Here is a 15,252-nt window from a genome sequence, read left to right on the forward strand (position 1 = left end):
TAACGGGTGGAGCTGACTGGTACTAATAGGCCGAGGGCTTGTCCTCAGTTGCTCGCGTCCACTGTGTTAGTTCTGAAATAACGAACAGTCCTGTGTCAACAGCCAGGTGTTCAAATTTCATAGTGTTTCGGTGGTCATAGCGTTAGGGAAACGCCCGGTTACATTCCGAACCCGGAAGCTAAGCCTTTCCGCGCCGATGGTACTGCAGGGGGGACCCTGTGGGAGAGTAGGACGCCGCCGAACAATCATTGTGGGAAAGCCCCGCACCAGGAAACTGGTGCGGGGCTTTTCTGCGTTTACGGGGCATGTTGTACCCCTGTGCGGTCGCCGGCAGTGGCTGAGGGTAAGGTCAGGGTGAAAATCGTTGGCACGTTCCCACAGGAGGCCCCCGGGTGGAGGTCCAGGAGACTCGAGTTCAGACGGACCGAGTCCTCACCATCCCCAACATTCTGAGCATGGCTCGTCTCGTTGGCGTGCCCTTGTTCCTGTGGCTGATTCTTCGCCCTGTGTTCGGTGGGCCCAACAGCGACGGTTGGGCCTTGCTGGTGCTGATGCTCAGTGGCGTCAGCGACTACCTCGACGGCAAGCTTGCGCGTAAGTGGAATCAGATCAGCAATCTTGGGCGGTTGCTCGACCCAGCTGCTGACCGGCTCTACATTCTGTCCACCCTGGTGGGGCTGACCTGGCGGGAGATCCTTCCCTGGTGGATTACAGCGGCTCTTCTGGCACGCGAGCTCATGCTTCTCGTGATGGTGGGTATCCTCCGTCGACACGGCTATCCGCCGCCGCAGGTGAACTTCCTGGGCAAGGCAGCCACGTTCAATCTGATGTATGCCTTCCCGTTGCTGCTGCTCAGCGTTCAGGACGGGTGGCTCGGGACTCTGGGTGCTATTTTCGGATGGGCGTTCGCCGGATGGGGTACAACCCTGTATTGGTGGGCAGGGATTCTCTACGTGGTGCAGGTCCGTCGGCTGGTCAAGGCGGACACCTCGGCCGATTGAGTCTGTCGAAGTGGCGCAGCGCAGCGCCGGCCCTTCCGGACCTCTGAAGTCCGTGGAAGGGCCCCGGGCGGGCGCAGTCGGTTAGATCTTCTCTTCAAAGGAGGACGCTTCCGACATGAAGGCCGTCGTGATGGCCGGTGGCGAAGGTACACGCCTTCGCCCCATGACCTCGAGCATGCCCAAGCCACTCCTGCCGGTTGCCAACCGGCCGATCATGGAGCACGTGCTGCGGTTGCTCAAGCGGCATGGGCTCAATGAGACCGTCGTAACCGTGCAGTTTCTGGCCTCGCTCGTCAAGAACTACTTCGGCGACGGGGAAGAGCTCGGAATGGAGCTCACCTATGCCAATGAGGAGAAGCCACTCGGCACTGCGGGCAGCGTGAAGAATGCCGAAGAGGCGTTGAAGGACGACGCTTTCCTCGTCATCTCGGGCGATGCCCTGACCGACTTCGACCTGACCGACCTCATCCGTTTCCACAAGGAGAAGGGCTCACTTGTCACGGTGTGCCTGACGAGGGTGCCGAATCCGTTGGAATTCGGCATCACGATCGTGGACGAGGAAGGGAAGGTGGAGCGCTTCCTGGAGAAGCCGACCTGGGGTCAGGTCTTCTCCGACACCGTGAACACGGGCATCTACGTGATGGAGCCCGAGGTCTTCGACTACGTCGAGTCCGACGTGCCGGTGGACTGGTCCGGTGATGTCTTTCCTCAGTTGATGAAGGAAGGCAAGCCGGTCTACGGGTACATCGCAGAGGGCTACTGGGAAGACGTCGGTACCCACGAGAGCTATGTGAAGGCCCAGGCCGACGTCCTTGAGGGCAAGGTCGACGTCGAGCTCGACGGGTTCGAGATCTCGCCCGGAGTCTGGGTCGCCGAAGGTGCCGAGGTCCATCCGGACGCCGTGCTCAGGGGGCCGCTGTACATCGGCGACTACGCCAAGGTCGAGGCCGGGGCGGAGATTCGCGAGCACAGCGTCATCGGGTCGAACGTCGTGGTGAAGAGCGGCGCCTTCCTGCACCGGGCCGTCGTCCACGACAACGTCTACATCGGGCAGCACAGCAACCTCCGCGGTTGTGTGATCGGCAAGAACACCGACATCATGCGGGCGGCCCGGATCGAGGACGGGGCAGTCATCGGGGACGAGTGCCTGGTCGGTGAAGAATCGATCATTCAGGGCAATGTGCGGGTGTACCCGTTCAAGACCATCGAGGCCGGCGCCTTCGTCAACACGTCGGTGATCTGGGAGTCCAGGGGCCAGGCGCACCTCTTCGGGGCCCGTGGGGTCTCAGGGATCCTGAACGTGGAGATCACGCCGGAGCTCGCCGTGCGGCTGGCAGGGGCGTACGCGACGACCCTGAAGAAGGGGTCCACGGTCACCACCGCGCGCGATCACTCCCGTGGTGCGCGGGCGCTCAAGCGGGCGGTGATCTCCGCGCTGCAGGCGAGCGCCATCGACGTACGGGATCTGGAGAACGTACCGCTGCCGGTGGCACGGCAGCAGACCGCGCGGGGCAGTGCCGGCGGGATCATGATCCGTACGACTCCCGGCGTGCCGGACTCGGTGGACATCATGTTCTTCGACGAGCGCGGTGCGGACCTGTCGCAGGGCGGGCAGCGGAAGCTGGACCGGGTGTACGCGCGTCAGGAGTACCGGCGGGCGTTTCCCGGGGAGATCGGGGATCTGCACTTCCCGGCGAGCGTCTTCGACTCGTACACCGGATCGCTGCTCAGGAATCTGGACGCGACCGGTATCGCTGATTCCGGGCTGAAGGTCGTCGTCGACGCGTCGAACGGGAGCGCGGGACTGGTGCTGCCCAGTCTGCTGGGGCGGTTGGGGGTCGATTCGCTGACCATCAACCCCGGGCTCGACGAGGCGCGGCCCACCGAGACCGCTGACTCGCGGCGGGCCGGGCTGGTCAGGCTCGGCGAGATCGTCGCGTCGGCGCGGGCGGACTTCGGGGTGCGGTTCGACCCGGTCGGCGAGCGGCTTTCGCTGGTGGACGAGCGTGGGCGGATCATCGAGGACGACCGGGCGCTGCTGGTGATGCTCGACCTGGTGGCCGCCGAGCGGCGCAGCGGGCGGGTGGCGCTGCCGGTGACGACCACTCGCGTCGCCGAGCAGGTGGCGGCGTACCACGGGACCCAGGTGGAGTGGACGACCACCTCGCCGGACGATCTGACGCGGGTGGGCCGCGAGGACGCGACCATCTTCGGTGGGGACGGGCGCGGTGGGTTCATCGTGCCGGAGTTCAGCAGCGTCTTCGACGGGGCAGCGGCCTTCGTGCGGCTGATCGGGCTGGTGGCGAGGACACAGTTGACGCTGAGCCAGATCGACGCGCGGATTCCGCGGGCGCACGTGCTGCGGCGCGACCTCGCCACGCCGTGGGCGGTCAAGGGTCTCGTGATGCGCCGGGTCGTCGAGGCGGCCGGGGAGCGGTCGGTGGACACGACCGACGGCGTGCGGGTCGTAGAGGCCGACGGGCGCTGGGTGATGGTGCTGCCCGACCCGGCGGAGGCGGTCACTCATTTGTGGGCCGAAGGGCCGGACGACGAATCGGCCCAGGCACTCCTCGACGAGTGGTCGACGATCGTCGACAGCGCAGGTCACTGAGGTCGGACCGGTGTGCCGGAGGACGTCTTGCGACGGCGTCCGGTGCACCGGTGGGGCCATTCGGTGGTAGGGGCTGCGACATGCGACGATGTGCGGCATGTCGCAGCAGCCCCCCGCTCGGAGCACCCCTTCTCCACCGCGGCGTCCCGACGCGTCCATGTCGCTGCTGACGAACGTGATGGAGCACAGCCTCGACGACGGATACGCGGAGGCGGCGGCCCGTCAGCAGGCCGACGGCACCGCGGGGATGCCGCGGACCCTGCGGCGGAAGCTCGGTCTGGCGGCTTGTCTCGTACTGGCTGCCGCGGTGGTCACGCTCGGGGCGGCGAACGCCCGGATAGCGGCACCGGTGGTGGCCAAGGAGCGTGAGGAGCTCGTCGGCCGGATCGATTCGGAGACCGCGGCCGCGGACAAGCTGGAGAAGGAAGTCGACGCCCTGCGTGGCGACGTGGGGGAGCGCCAGCGCAAGGCACTTGAGGAGCACGGCGGCGACCAGGGCCAGTTGACGGCCCTGCTGTCCGGCGCCACCCCCGTCCAGGGGCCCGGCATCAAGCTCGTCGTGGACGATGCCAAGGAGACCGGCGAAGGCAGTGACGGACCGCGCGGAAGCAGTGGGTTCTCCGACACCGGACGGGTACGGGACCGGGACATGCAACGGGTCGTCAACGGTCTCTGGCAGTCCGGCGCGGAGGCCGTGGCGATCAACGGGCAGCGACTGACGATGCTGTCGGCGATCAGGGCGGCGGGGGACGCCATACTGGTCGACAACAAGCCCCTCGCGCCGCCCTACACGGTGCTCGCCGTGGGCGGGAAGCACCTCAACACCACGTTCAACGACAGTGCCGACGGGCAGTACCTGCATGTGCTGCAGGAGAGCTACGGCATTCGCACCAGCATTTCCGACCAGGAAGAGGTGCGGCTGCCGGCCGCGCCGAGCCTGATCGTACGCATCGCCCAACCGCAGGCCGCAGACGCCGGGAAGGGCGTGGCCGACGCACAGAAGACAGAGAAGGGCACATCGTGATCGCCGTACTGGGCCTCGTCGTGGGAGTCGTGGTCGGATTGCTGGTCCGGCCCGAAGTGCCGGCGGTGGTCGAGCCCTACCTGCCCATCGCCGTCGTCGCCGCGCTGGACGCGGTCTTCGGCGGCCTGCGGGCCATGCTCGACGGCATCTTCGTCGACAAGGTCTTCGTCGTCTCCTTCCTGTCGAACGTGGTGGTGGCCGCCCTGATCGTCTTCCTCGGCGACAAACTCGGTGTCGGTGCGCAGCTGTCGACGGGCGTGGTCGTCGTCCTCGGCATCCGGATCTTCTCCAACGCTGCCGCCATCCGTCGGCACATCTTCCGGGCGTGACGCCGGTGAGCAGCGAGGAGCAGCACACGGACGAAGAGAATCCCCGGCACGAAGAGCAGCACGGCCACGAGGAGATGACGGGCCGGCAGCGGCTGGTCGCGGGGCTGTGGCCGCCGCGGGTCACCAGAGCCCAGCTGATCGTCGCCCTGTTGCTGTTCGGACTCGGGCTCGGGCTGGCCATTCAGGTCAACTCGACCAGCGCGGACGGTGCGCTGCGGGGCGCGCGGCAGGAGGACCTCGTACGGATCCTGAACGAGCTGGACGACCGTACGCAGCGGCTGGAGGACGAGAAGCAGCGGCTGGAGGACCAGCGTTCGGAGCTGGAGAGCAGCTCCGACCAGGCCGAGGAGGCCCGTAAGCAGACGCTGGAGAAGGAGCGCCAGCTCGGCGTGCTGGCCGGCACCGTGGGTGCGCAGGGCCCCGGTATCACGCTGACCGTCAACGACCCGAGGAGTGCGGTGGAGCCCGACCGGCTGCTCGACACCATTCAGGAACTCCGGGCGGCCGGTGCGGAAGCGATTCAGATCAACGACGTACGGGTCGTGGCCAACACCTACTTCTCCGGGGACGCCGGCAGCATCCAGGTGGACGGCAAGGAAGTTCGGGCCCCGTACACCTTCAAGGTGATCGGGAAGCCGCAGGATCTGGAGCCCGCGCTGAACATCCCCGGCGGGGTCGTGCAGACTCTGGAGAAGGAGCAGGCCACCGCCACGGTGCAGCGACTTGAGAAGATCGTCGTGAATGCCTTGCGACCGGCGAAGCGGCCTGACTACGCTCGGTCGTCATCCCAGTGAAGCTGGGGCGAATGAGCGCTGTCGGACACGGGCATGAGGTTGCGGGGGGTCGGCGCACCAAGGACGTGGTGCGTGGTGGAAACTGTCCGAGTGATACGGACGTTATGAAGATGTCCAAGTCAGCAGGTTTGTTGATGCAGGGTTCGTCCTGCCCCACGGGCGGGTCTGTTTCGGTCAAGGGGAATCGCCCGTGAAGTTGTTTGCGAAATTGTTCGGCAAGAGTGCACGTGACGACAGCAGCTCCCACACTGCCCGTCACCGTGCCCCGCGCCCCGGTGACGGGGAGGAGCAGAGCGGAGAGCGCCCGCTCTTCCGCGACGAGGTCGGCGGCCACGGCGCGCCGTCTGTTGACCCGGCCGGTCCCGGCCGCATAGGTTCCGGAGAACCATCAACCTCAAGTACGGGTGGAGGGTTTACTCCCGACCCATACGCAACCAGCGCCCACCACGCGGGGCAGCCGCGGCAGGAGGATCCGTCCATGTCGGCCTTGCCGGTTTGTACGAGGTGCGGTCACCGGAACGCTGCGGACAGCCGATTCTGCTCCAACTGCGGTGCGCCGCTGCGGGGCGGCGTCGCTGCCGAGCGTCCGTCGGAGACCACGTCGACCATCTCCATCTCGGGGCTTGAGGCGTACGAGGCGGAGAAGACCGGGCAGACCGCCCTTCCGTCGCTGTCGCCCGAGGCCCAGGCCGCGGTCGACGCCCTTCCGCTCGGTGCGGCGCTGCTGGTGGTGCGCCGCGGTCCGAACTCGGGAAGCCGCTTCCTGCTGGACGGTGAGCTGACCACGGCCGGCCGCCACCCGCAGAGCGACATCTTCCTCGACGACGTGACCGTCTCGCGACGGCACGTGGAGTTCCGCCGGGGCGGCGACGGTGGGTTCACCGTCTCCGACGTCGGCAGCCTCAACGGCACGTACGTCAACCGGGAGCGCATCGACGCGGTCCTGCTGGCGAACGGCGACGAGGTGCAGATCGGTAAGTACCGGCTGGTCTTCTACGCGAGCCAGCAGGGCGTCTGATCCTTCCAGGGAAGGTCCATGCTGCGAATCCAGACGGGCGGTGCCGTGCGCGGCACCGCCTCCGCCGGCAGTCGGCTGATGAGCATCGGTTCGGTGCTCAGCCTGCTGCGTGAGGAATTTCCCGAAGTCACGATCTCGAAAATCCGCTTTCTGGAGGCGGAGGGACTGGTCGAGCCGCAGCGCACGCCGTCCGGGTACCGGAAGTTCAGCCCGGCAGATGTCGAGCGGCTCGCCCAGGTGCTGCGCATGCAGCGCGACCACTACCTCCCGCTCAAGGTCATCAAGGAGCACCTCGACGCGCTGGAGCGCGGCGAGAACGTCCAGCTGCCTTCCCCCGGCGGTCCGCGCGAGCTGCTCGAAGGGGCGCCGGAGACGGCGCCCGAGCGGGTGACCGTGGTCCGCCTCGGGCGGGACGAGCTGCTCGCCGCCGCCGAGGTGGCGGAGAGCGACCTCGGCGAGTGGGAGGCGTACGGACTCATCGCGGAGCTGCCGGAGGGCGGCTACGACGCGGAGGCCGTCACGGTCGCCAAGCTCGTGGCGGATCTTGGGCGGTTCGGCCTGGAGCCGCGGCACCTGCGGGCCATGAAGGCCGCGGCGGACCGGGAGGCCGGGCTGATCGGCAATGTGGTCGCGCCGCTGCGGCGGCACCGCAATCCGCAGACCAGGGCACATGCCGAGGCGACCACCAGGGAGCTCGCTGGCCTGACCGTACGACTGCATGCGGCGCTGGTTCAGACGGCGCTGAGGTCCGGCTCGAACTGAGCTGTACTTGGAGTGAACAGGAGCCCGACTACCCAAACCGGTCGGGCACGTCCTAGGGTTGCTGTGTGAACGAGCTCGACGTCGTAGGTGTCAGGGTGGAAATGCCCAACAACCAGCCGATCGTGCTCCTGCGTGAAGTGGGAGGCGACCGGTACCTTCCCATTTGGATCGGACCGGGTGAGGCCACGGCCATCGCCTTCGCCCAGCAGGGGCTGGCACCCGCCAGGCCGCTGACGCACGACCTTTTCAAGGACGTGCTCGAAGCGGTCGGCCAGGAGCTCACCGAAGTGCGGATCACCGATCTGCGGGACGGGGTCTTCTATGCCGAGCTGGTCTTCGCCAGCGGTGTGGAGGTCAGTGCGCGGCCGTCCGACGCGATAGCGCTGGCGCTGCGCACCGGGACGCCGATCTACGGCAGTGACGGGGTGCTGGACGACGCCGGGATCGCCATTCCGGACGAGCAGGAGGACGAGGTGGAGAAGTTCCGCGAGTTCCTCGACCAGATCTCGCCGGAGGACTTCGGCACCAACAGCCAGTGAGCTGTGGCCGACCGTGAGCTGCGGCCGGTGAGCCGCTGTGCTTCCCGGCCGAGCCCGCCGATTCCCGGTGGATTTCAGCGCATTCGAGCAGTCTTTCCCCGATGAGAGACACGGCAAACCACTCTCAGGGTGATTATCACTCGGCATGCCGAGTGTGGCGATCGTTGACGCACCCCGGGTGACTGCCTACCGTCGACAAGGCAGGTCAAGGACGGAGGTCGGCGTGAGAATCAGCGGCGACGGTACGGCGACGGGCGGGCCGTATCCGCTCGGCAGTTCGGCCGACCCCACAGCAAGTCAGCACCCCCTCGCGGCGGCACAGGCCGCTGCCGGGGTGACCGAGACGGTCGGGTACCGGGGGCCCACCGCGTGCGCGGCGGCCGGTATCACGTACCGGCAATTGGACTACTGGGCGCGCACCGGGCTCGTCGAGCCGAGCGTGCGGCCCGCCTACGGATCCGGGACGCAGCGGCTCTACAGCTTTCGTGACGTCGTGGTCCTCAAGATCGTCAAGCGGTTCCTGGACACCGGTGTCGCACTCCAGAACATCCGGGCCGCTGTGCAGCACCTCCGGGAGCGCGGCTTCCAGGATCTGGAGCGGATGACGCTCATGAGCGACGGGGCGACCGTCTACGAGTGCGTCTCGCCGGACGAGGTCGTCAGCCTGTTGCAGGGCGGCCAGGGGATCTTCGGGATCGCCGTGGGCGTGGTGTGGCGGGACGTGGAGACGGCGTTGTCGCAGCTGCACGGGGAGCGTGTCGACACGGGCGAGACGCTGGTCGGGAACAACCCGGGGGACGAGCTGGCGCGTCGGCGGAACAGGGCCGGCTGACGCCCTTCTGCCGATTGTCAGTGGCGTAGGGCAGCATCGGTGGTGTGAGGACCGCGCCGACCATTCTGCATCTCGACATGGATGCCTTCTTCGCCGCAGCAGAGCAGGCGGCGAAACCCAGCCTGCGCGGGAAACCGGTGGTCGTGGGCGGGCTGGGGCCCCGAGGGGTGGTCGCCACCGCTTCGTACGAGGCGAGACGCTTCGGGGTGCACTCGGCCATGCCGATGGCGCAGGCGCGGCGGCTCGCGCCCAATGCCGCCTATCTGGTGCCGCGCTTCTCGCTCTACCGGACGGTGAGCGAGCAGGTGATGGAGCTGTTGGGGCAGCTGTCGCCCCTGGTGGAGCCGCTCAGCATGGACGAGGCGTTCGTGGACCTGGAGGCGGGCGGCACGGCCGACGACACCGCGTCCGCGCGGGAGGTCGGCGAGCGGCTGCGGAAGCGGATCAGGGCGGTCACCGGACTGAGCGGGTCGGTCGGGCTCGCGGGCTCCAAGATGCTGGCCAAGATCGCGTCCGAGCAGGCCAAGCCGGACGGGCTGGTGCTGATAGCTCCGGGGACCGAGCGGGAGCTGCTCGCGCCGATGCCGGTGCGGATCCTGCCGGGGGTGGGACCCGCGACCGGGGACCATTTGCGACGGGCCGGGATGACGACGGTGGCGGACCTCGCGGCGGCGGGCGAGGACGAGCTCGTACGGCTGCTGGGGAGGGCGCACGGGGCGTCGCTGTACCGGATGGCGCGGGGGATCGACGACCGGCCCGTGGTGGCCGAGCGGGACGCGAAGTCGGTGTCGGTCGAGGACACCTTCGACGTGGATCTGCACGACCGGGTGCGGGTGCGGTCCGAGGTGGAGCGGCTGGCCGAGCGGTGCGTCGAGCGGCTGCGGGCTGCGGGGAGGTCGGGGCGGACCGTGGTGCTCAAGGTGCGGAGGTTCGATTTCTCGACGCTGACGCGGTCGGAGACGCTGCGCGGGCCGACGGACGACGCCGGGGTCGTGCGGGAGGCGGCCGCGCGGCTGCTGGAGGGTGTGGACACCACGGGCGGGGTGCGGCTGCTGGGGGTCGGGGTGACCGGGCTGGCGGACTTTACGCAGGAGGACCTTTTCGCGCAGGCGGCGCGGGAGGCGGAAGAGGCGGAAGAGGCGGTGGAAGGGCAGGGCCGGGGGGTGGGGACGGCGGCCGGGGCTGAGGGCTCGGGGCGTGGCGGATCGGCCGATGCGGTGGGGGAGAGCGTTGAGGAGGAGGGGGAGAGCGAGAGGGAAGAGGCCGGGGCCGGGTCTGGGACCGGGATCGGGTCTGGGATCGGGTCTGGGGCCGGGGGTGGCGGGGGTGAGCCGGTTGCTGAGCGGCGGTGGCATGCGGGGCACGATGTGCGGCATGCGGAGTACGGCGCGGGGTGGGTGCAGGGGAGCGGGGTGGGGCGGGTGACGGTGCGGTTCGAGGAGCCGGGGTCGCCGGGGCCGGGACGGGTGAGGACCTTTCTGGTGGACGATCCGGAACTGGAGGTGGCGGAGCCGTTGCCGTTGGTGGGGGTGCCGGGGGAGGACGTGGGGGCCCGGGAGCTTTCCGGCGGGCCGGGCCGCATGGGGTGACCTTGCCTGTTCGGTACGGCTGGTGCGGGTGATGGGGTCTGTCTGTCTGCCTGGCTGGGGCGGGGCTGGGCGGGGGCGGATGGGGTACTGCCCTGGTCGGACGGAGCTGAGAGGGTCGGGGAAGTGTGCAGCCGCACGGCAGGGGCGGTGACGTGGAGCGGGTGAGGTCTCCTCTGCTTGAGCGGAGCCGAGAGGCGGGGGGGCAGTTGCAAGGCAGGGGTGGGGCGACGACGCCGTGCCGCCCGGTCCAGGCGCGGAGCGCGGGCGCCTCGCCCTTGCTCTTCTCGTCCCGGAGCTGGAGCTTCAGCACGGCGGGGGTGTGGTCCTCCCGTACGACAGGGAGCACGAGGGCGACGACGCCGTGCCGCCCGGTCCAGGCGCGGAGCGCGGGCGCCTCGCCCTTGCTCTCCTCGTTCCGGAGCTGGAGCTTCAGCACGGCGGGGTGTGGTCCTCCCGTACGACGGGGCGCACGAGGGCGGCGGCGCCGTGCAGGGCAAGGGCGGAGGGGACGGGCAGCGGGTGGGGGCTCTCGTGTGTGAGTGGAGCCGAGAGCTTGGGGAGGTCGCGACCAGGTCGAGGGGTGCTGGTGCTCCAGGCCTTGGGGCGTGCGTGTCAGGGCGCCGACCGTGGTAGGACCTTTGGACTGGTCCTGGGGGAGGGCGGGGGTCAGGATTCTCCGTTGGCCAGAGTGCCGAAGTCCTTGTCGGGGGTGGTGGGGGGCGCGGAGTTGAGGCCGTAGTGGTGGTAGAGCTGGAGCTCTTGCTCGGGGGAGAGGTGACGGCCTACGCCGAAGTCCGGGGCGTCTCTGATCAGGGACTTTTCGAAGGGGATGCGCAGGGTGTTGTCGACGAGGCTGCTGGGTTCCAGGGGGACGAAGGCGTCGCGGGAGAAGAGGCCGGTGCGGACGGCCGCCCACTCGGGAATGCCGGTGGCGTCGTCCAGGTAGACCTCGTCCACCGTTCCGATCTTGGTGCCGTTGCGGTCGAATGCTTTGCGGCCGATCAGGCTGCGCGGATCGATGTCGGTCTGCACGGTCGGTCCCTTCAACTGGTCGCAACTGCTGTGTGAACCCCGTAAAACATACGAAAGAGCAGAATTGAGAGCCTGGCCACTCGAGGGATCCTGGTGGGAGTGCGCTGGTAGGCTGGCCAACGGCTGCTGACCCCGTGCGGGAGAGTCCTCCGAGATGGATTTCGGAGGCGCCGAAGGAGCAACTCCTCCCCGGAATCTCTCAGGCCCCTGTACCGCTCGGACGAGGTCACTCTGGAAAGCAGGGCGGGTGGCGGGCACGGCACAGGCCGGTGCGTGATCCTTCCTCACCGACGGTGAAAGCCGGAGCTCCGTCACGCGGTGTTCCGGTGAAGCTCTCAGGTTGAGATGACAGAGGGGGAGGCCGTCCGGGTACCCGTGCCGTGGTGCCCCTCGCAGGTCGTGTCAGACCAGGAGGCCTTCCGCAGATGACCGCCAACCGTCGTATTGCGCTCGCAGAGCTTGAGCGTGGAATCCCCTTTGAGCAGCGTCATATCGGACCTGATGGTGAAGCGCAGGCCAAGATGCTCGCGCAGGTCGGGTACGGGTCGTTGGACGAGCTGACCGCCGCCGCGGTGCCGGATGCGATCAAGAACGCGGAGGCGCTGAGCCTGCCGGACGCGCGTACCGAGGCCGAGGTGCTGGCCGAGCTGCGTACGCTCGCCGACCGGAACCAGGTGCTGGCCCCGATGATCGGCCTCGGCTACTACGGGACCTTCACGCCGCCGGTCATCCTGCGGAACGTCATGGAGAACCCGGCCTGGTACACGGCCTACACGCCCTACCAGCCGGAGATCTCGCAGGGCCGGCTCGAAGCGCTCCTCAACTTCCAGACGATGGTCGCCGAGCTGACCGGGCTGCCGACGTCCGGTGCCTCGCTGCTCGACGAGGGCACCGCCGCCGCCGAGGCCATGTCGCTCGCGCGGCGGGTGGGCAAGGTCAAGAAGGGCGTGTTCCTGGTCGACGCGGAAACGCTTCCGCAGACCATCGCCGTGATTCAGACGCGGGCCGAGCCCACCGGTGTCGAGGTCGTCGTCGCCGACCTGGCGGAAGGGATTCCGGCCGAGGTCGCCGAGCGCGGTGTGTTCGGTGTGCTGCTGCAGTACCCGGGCGCCTCCGGTGTCGTACGGGACATCAAGCCCGTCATCGAGCAGGCGCACGAGCTGGGTGCCATCGTCACCGTTGCCGCGGATCTGCTGGCGCTGACGCTGCTGACCTCGCCGGGTGAGCTGGGCGCCGACATCGCCGTCGGTACGACGCAGCGGTTCGGTGTGCCGATGGGCTTCGGCGGTCCGCACGCCGGGTTCATGGCCGTACGGGAGAAGTTCGCACGCAGCCTGCCCGGGCGGCTCGTGGGCGTGTCCGTGGACGCGGACGGCGACAAGGCGTACCGGCTGGCGCTCCAGACGCGTGAGCAGCACATCCGCCGTGAGAAGGCGACCAGCAACATCTGTACGGCACAGGTGTTGCTGGCCGTGATGGCAGGGATGTACGCCGTCTACCACGGCCCGGACGGGCTCAAGGGGATCGCGCGCCGGACGCACCGCTACGCGTCGATCCTCGCCGAGGGGCTGCGCGCCGGTGGCGTCGAGGTCGTGCACGGGGAGTACTTCGACACGCTGACCGTACGGGTGCCGGGCAAGGCCGCCGAGGTCGTCGCCGCCGCCCGTGAGCACGGGGTCAATCTGCGGCTCATCGACGGCGACTTGGTGTCCGTCGCGTGCGACGAGACCACCGCGCGGGCCCAAGTGGCCTCCGTCTGGGCCGCGTTCGGGGTCGAGGGCGATATCGAGGCGCTGGACGAGGCCGTCGGTGAGGCGCTGCCGGACGCGCTGCTGCGGAGTGACGACTTCCTGACCCACCCGGTCTTCCACCAGCACCGCTCCGAGACGGCCATGCTGCGCTACCTGCGCAAGCTCGCCGACCGCGACTACGCGCTGGACCGCGGCATGATCCCGCTCGGCTCCTGCACCATGAAGCTGAACGCGACGACCGAGATGGAGCCGGTGACCTGGCCCGAGTTCGGTGCGATCCACCCCTTCGCGCCGATCGAGCAGGCCGCAGGCTACCTGACGCTCATCCGCGAGCTGGAGGAGCGCCTCGCCGAGGTCACCGGGTACGACGCGGTGTCGATCCAGCCCAACGCCGGTTCGCAGGGCGAGCTGGCCGGACTGCTCGCCGTACGGGCGTACCACCGGGCGAACGGCGACGAGCAGCGCACCGTGTGCCTGATTCCGTCGTCCGCGCACGGCACGAACGCCGCGAGCGCGGTCATGGCCGGCATGAAGGTCGTCGTGGTGAAGACCGCGGACGACGGCGAGGTCGACGTCGAGGACCTGCACGCCAAGATCGAGCAGTACCGGGACGAGCTGTCGGTGCTGATGATCACGTACCCGTCCACGCACGGCGTCTTCGAGGAGCACGTCGCCGACATCTGCGCGACCGTGCACGAGGCCGGCGGTCAGGTGTACGTCGATGGCGCCAACCTCAACGCGCTGGTGGGCCTCGCCAAGCCGGGCAAGTTCGGCGGCGACGTCTCCCACCTGAACCTGCACAAGACCTTCTGCATCCCGCACGGCGGCGGCGGCCCGGGCGTCGGCCCGGTGGGTGTGCGCGCGCACCTCGCGCCGTACCTCCCCAACCACCCGCTGCAGCCGTCGGCCGGTCCCGAGACGGGCGTCGGTCCGGTCTCGGCCGCGCCGTGGGGCTCGGCCGGCATCCTGCCGATCTCGTGGGCGTACGTACGGCTCATGGGCGGCGAGGGCCTGAAGCGGGCCACGCAGGTGGCCGTGCTGGCCGCGAACTACATCGCGAAGCGTCTTGAGCCGCACTACCCGGTGCTCTACACCGGTCCGAACGGCCTCGTCGCGCACGAGTGCATCGTGGACCTGCGCCCGCTGTCGAAGGCCACGGGCGTGAGCGTGGACGACATCGCCAAGCGGCTCATCGACTACGGCTTCCACGCGCCGACCATGTCGTTCCCGGTCGCCGGGACGCTGATGATCGAGCCGACGGAGAGCGAGAACCTCTACGAGCTGGACCGGTTCTGCGAGACGATGATCGCCATCCGCGGCGAGATCGAGAAGGTCGCGGCGGGCGACTGGCCGGCCGACGACAACCCGCTGGCGAACGCCCCGCACACCGCTGCCGCGCTCGGTGGCGAGTGGACGCACGCGTACAGCCGCGAGGAGGCCGTCTTCCCGGCCGGGGTCTCGGCGGCCGACAAGTACTGGCCGCCGGTGCGCCGGATCGACGGCGCGTTCGGCGACCGCAACCTGGTCTGCTCCTGCCCGCCGATGGACGAGTACGACAACTGACGGGTGCCGTTCGGCAGGTGACATGCGTGGGGGCCGGTTCGGAGTGGAAGCTCCGGGCCGGCCCCTTCGTCGTACGTCGCTTCTTCGGGTGTGGCTCTTCGCGGTGCGTGTGGCGGCTGTGTCAGCCGTCGCGCGGATCGCCTAGGCAGCGGTGGCCACGTCCAGCGGGCGGTGCGGCGCGATGATCTGCCCGTTCGGCAGCAGCTCGCCGGTGTCCTCGAAGAGGAGGACGCCGTTGCACAGCAGGCTCCAGCCCTGCTCCGGGTGGTTCGCCGTCGGACGGGCGGCCTCCCGGTCGGCTGATTCGGCGGTCGGGCAGGATGGCTGGTGCTGGCACATGGAAGGGTTCTTTCGCTGCGTGGTGGTGGTGAAGGTGTTCCTGCGGCTTGAATCGGTGTTCATGGCCG

At 68.6% G+C, this 15,252-nt stretch carries 13 protein-coding genes, 1 rRNA gene and 1 riboswitch; of the genes, 12 read left to right on the forward strand and 2 right to left on the reverse strand.

Going from position 1 to position 15,252, the window contains the following annotated elements; genetic code table 11:
- The first annotated feature begins 126 nt into the window (after positions 1–126).
- The 11 genes from rrf to ACH4SP_RS25065 all read left to right on the forward strand — a co-directional run bounded on the left by rrf (position 127) and on the right by ACH4SP_RS25065 (position 10,499).
- Positions 127–243, forward strand: a 5S ribosomal RNA gene (gene rrf, locus ACH4SP_RS25015).
- A 149-nt stretch (positions 244–392) separates the two neighbouring features.
- Entirely contained in the window at positions 393–1,001 is a 609-nt protein-coding gene (locus ACH4SP_RS25020) for a CDP-alcohol phosphatidyltransferase family protein (RefSeq protein WP_398417788.1), read from the forward strand.
- Between the two features lie 115 nt (positions 1,002–1,116).
- Positions 1,117–3,612, forward strand: coding sequence for a sugar phosphate nucleotidyltransferase (locus ACH4SP_RS25025; protein ID WP_398417789.1), 2,496 nt, complete (start codon positions 1,117–1,119; stop codon positions 3,610–3,612).
- A gap of 97 nt (positions 3,613–3,709) precedes the next feature.
- Entirely contained in the window at positions 3,710–4,636 is a 927-nt protein-coding gene (locus ACH4SP_RS25030; protein WP_398417790.1) for a DUF881 domain-containing protein, read from the forward strand.
- Positions 4,633–4,965, forward strand: a complete 333-nt coding sequence (locus tag ACH4SP_RS25035) for a small basic family protein (RefSeq protein WP_040019805.1) — start codon at positions 4,633–4,635, stop codon at positions 4,963–4,965. The genes ACH4SP_RS25030 and ACH4SP_RS25035 overlap by 4 nt, the downstream gene beginning before the upstream one ends.
- Positions 4,966–5,039: 74 nt before the next feature.
- Positions 5,040–5,759 carry a DUF881 domain-containing protein gene (locus ACH4SP_RS25040; protein WP_398418355.1) on the forward strand — a complete coding sequence of 240 codons (720 nt, stop codon included), beginning with the start codon at positions 5,040–5,042 and terminating at the stop codon, positions 5,757–5,759.
- Positions 5,760–5,907: 148 nt separating this feature from the next.
- A complete protein-coding gene (locus tag ACH4SP_RS25045) occupies positions 5,908–6,777 on the forward strand; it encodes an FHA domain-containing protein (protein WP_398418357.1) in 870 nt (289 codons plus the stop codon).
- An 18-nt stretch (positions 6,778–6,795) separates the two neighbouring features.
- Positions 6,796–7,539: a MerR family transcriptional regulator gene (locus ACH4SP_RS25050; protein ID WP_398417791.1), complete on the forward strand. Its 744-nt coding sequence runs from the start codon at positions 6,796–6,798 to the stop codon at positions 7,537–7,539.
- 65 nt (positions 7,540–7,604) lie between these two features.
- Entirely contained in the window at positions 7,605–8,078 is a 474-nt protein-coding gene (locus ACH4SP_RS25055) for a bifunctional nuclease family protein (RefSeq protein WP_185033262.1), read from the forward strand.
- A gap of 223 nt (positions 8,079–8,301) precedes the next feature.
- Positions 8,302–8,910: a MerR family transcriptional regulator gene (locus tag ACH4SP_RS25060; protein WP_398417792.1), complete on the forward strand. Its 609-nt coding sequence runs from the start codon at positions 8,302–8,304 to the stop codon at positions 8,908–8,910.
- A 44-nt stretch (positions 8,911–8,954) separates the two neighbouring features.
- Positions 8,955–10,499, forward strand: a complete 1,545-nt coding sequence (locus tag ACH4SP_RS25065) for a DNA polymerase IV (protein WP_398417793.1) — start codon at positions 8,955–8,957, stop codon at positions 10,497–10,499.
- A gap of 666 nt (positions 10,500–11,165) precedes the next feature.
- Here ACH4SP_RS25065 and ACH4SP_RS25070 read toward each other — a convergent pair.
- Entirely contained in the window at positions 11,166–11,531 is a 366-nt protein-coding gene (locus tag ACH4SP_RS25070) for a PRC-barrel domain-containing protein (protein ID WP_398417794.1), read from the reverse strand.
- 127 nt (positions 11,532–11,658) lie between these two features.
- A riboswitch (glycine riboswitch) is annotated at positions 11,659–11,756 on the forward strand.
- Between the two features lie 200 nt (positions 11,757–11,956).
- On the opposite strand from ACH4SP_RS25070, the gene gcvP reads away from it, so the two are divergent.
- Entirely contained in the window at positions 11,957–14,845 is a 2,889-nt protein-coding gene (gene gcvP, locus ACH4SP_RS25075) for an aminomethyl-transferring glycine dehydrogenase (RefSeq protein WP_398417795.1), read from the forward strand.
- A gap of 141 nt (positions 14,846–14,986) precedes the next feature.
- Here gcvP and ACH4SP_RS25080 read toward each other — a convergent pair whose 3' ends face one another.
- On the reverse strand, positions 14,987–15,184 hold the full coding sequence (locus ACH4SP_RS25080; protein ID WP_362428633.1) for a DUF5999 family protein: 198 nt from the start codon (positions 15,182–15,184) through the stop codon (positions 14,987–14,989).
- Positions 15,185–15,252: the final 68 nt, after the last annotated feature.

This window comes from Streptomyces sp. NPDC021093, assembly GCF_044333135.1.
Classification (GTDB): Bacteria; Actinomycetota; Actinomycetes; order Streptomycetales; family Streptomycetaceae; genus Streptomyces.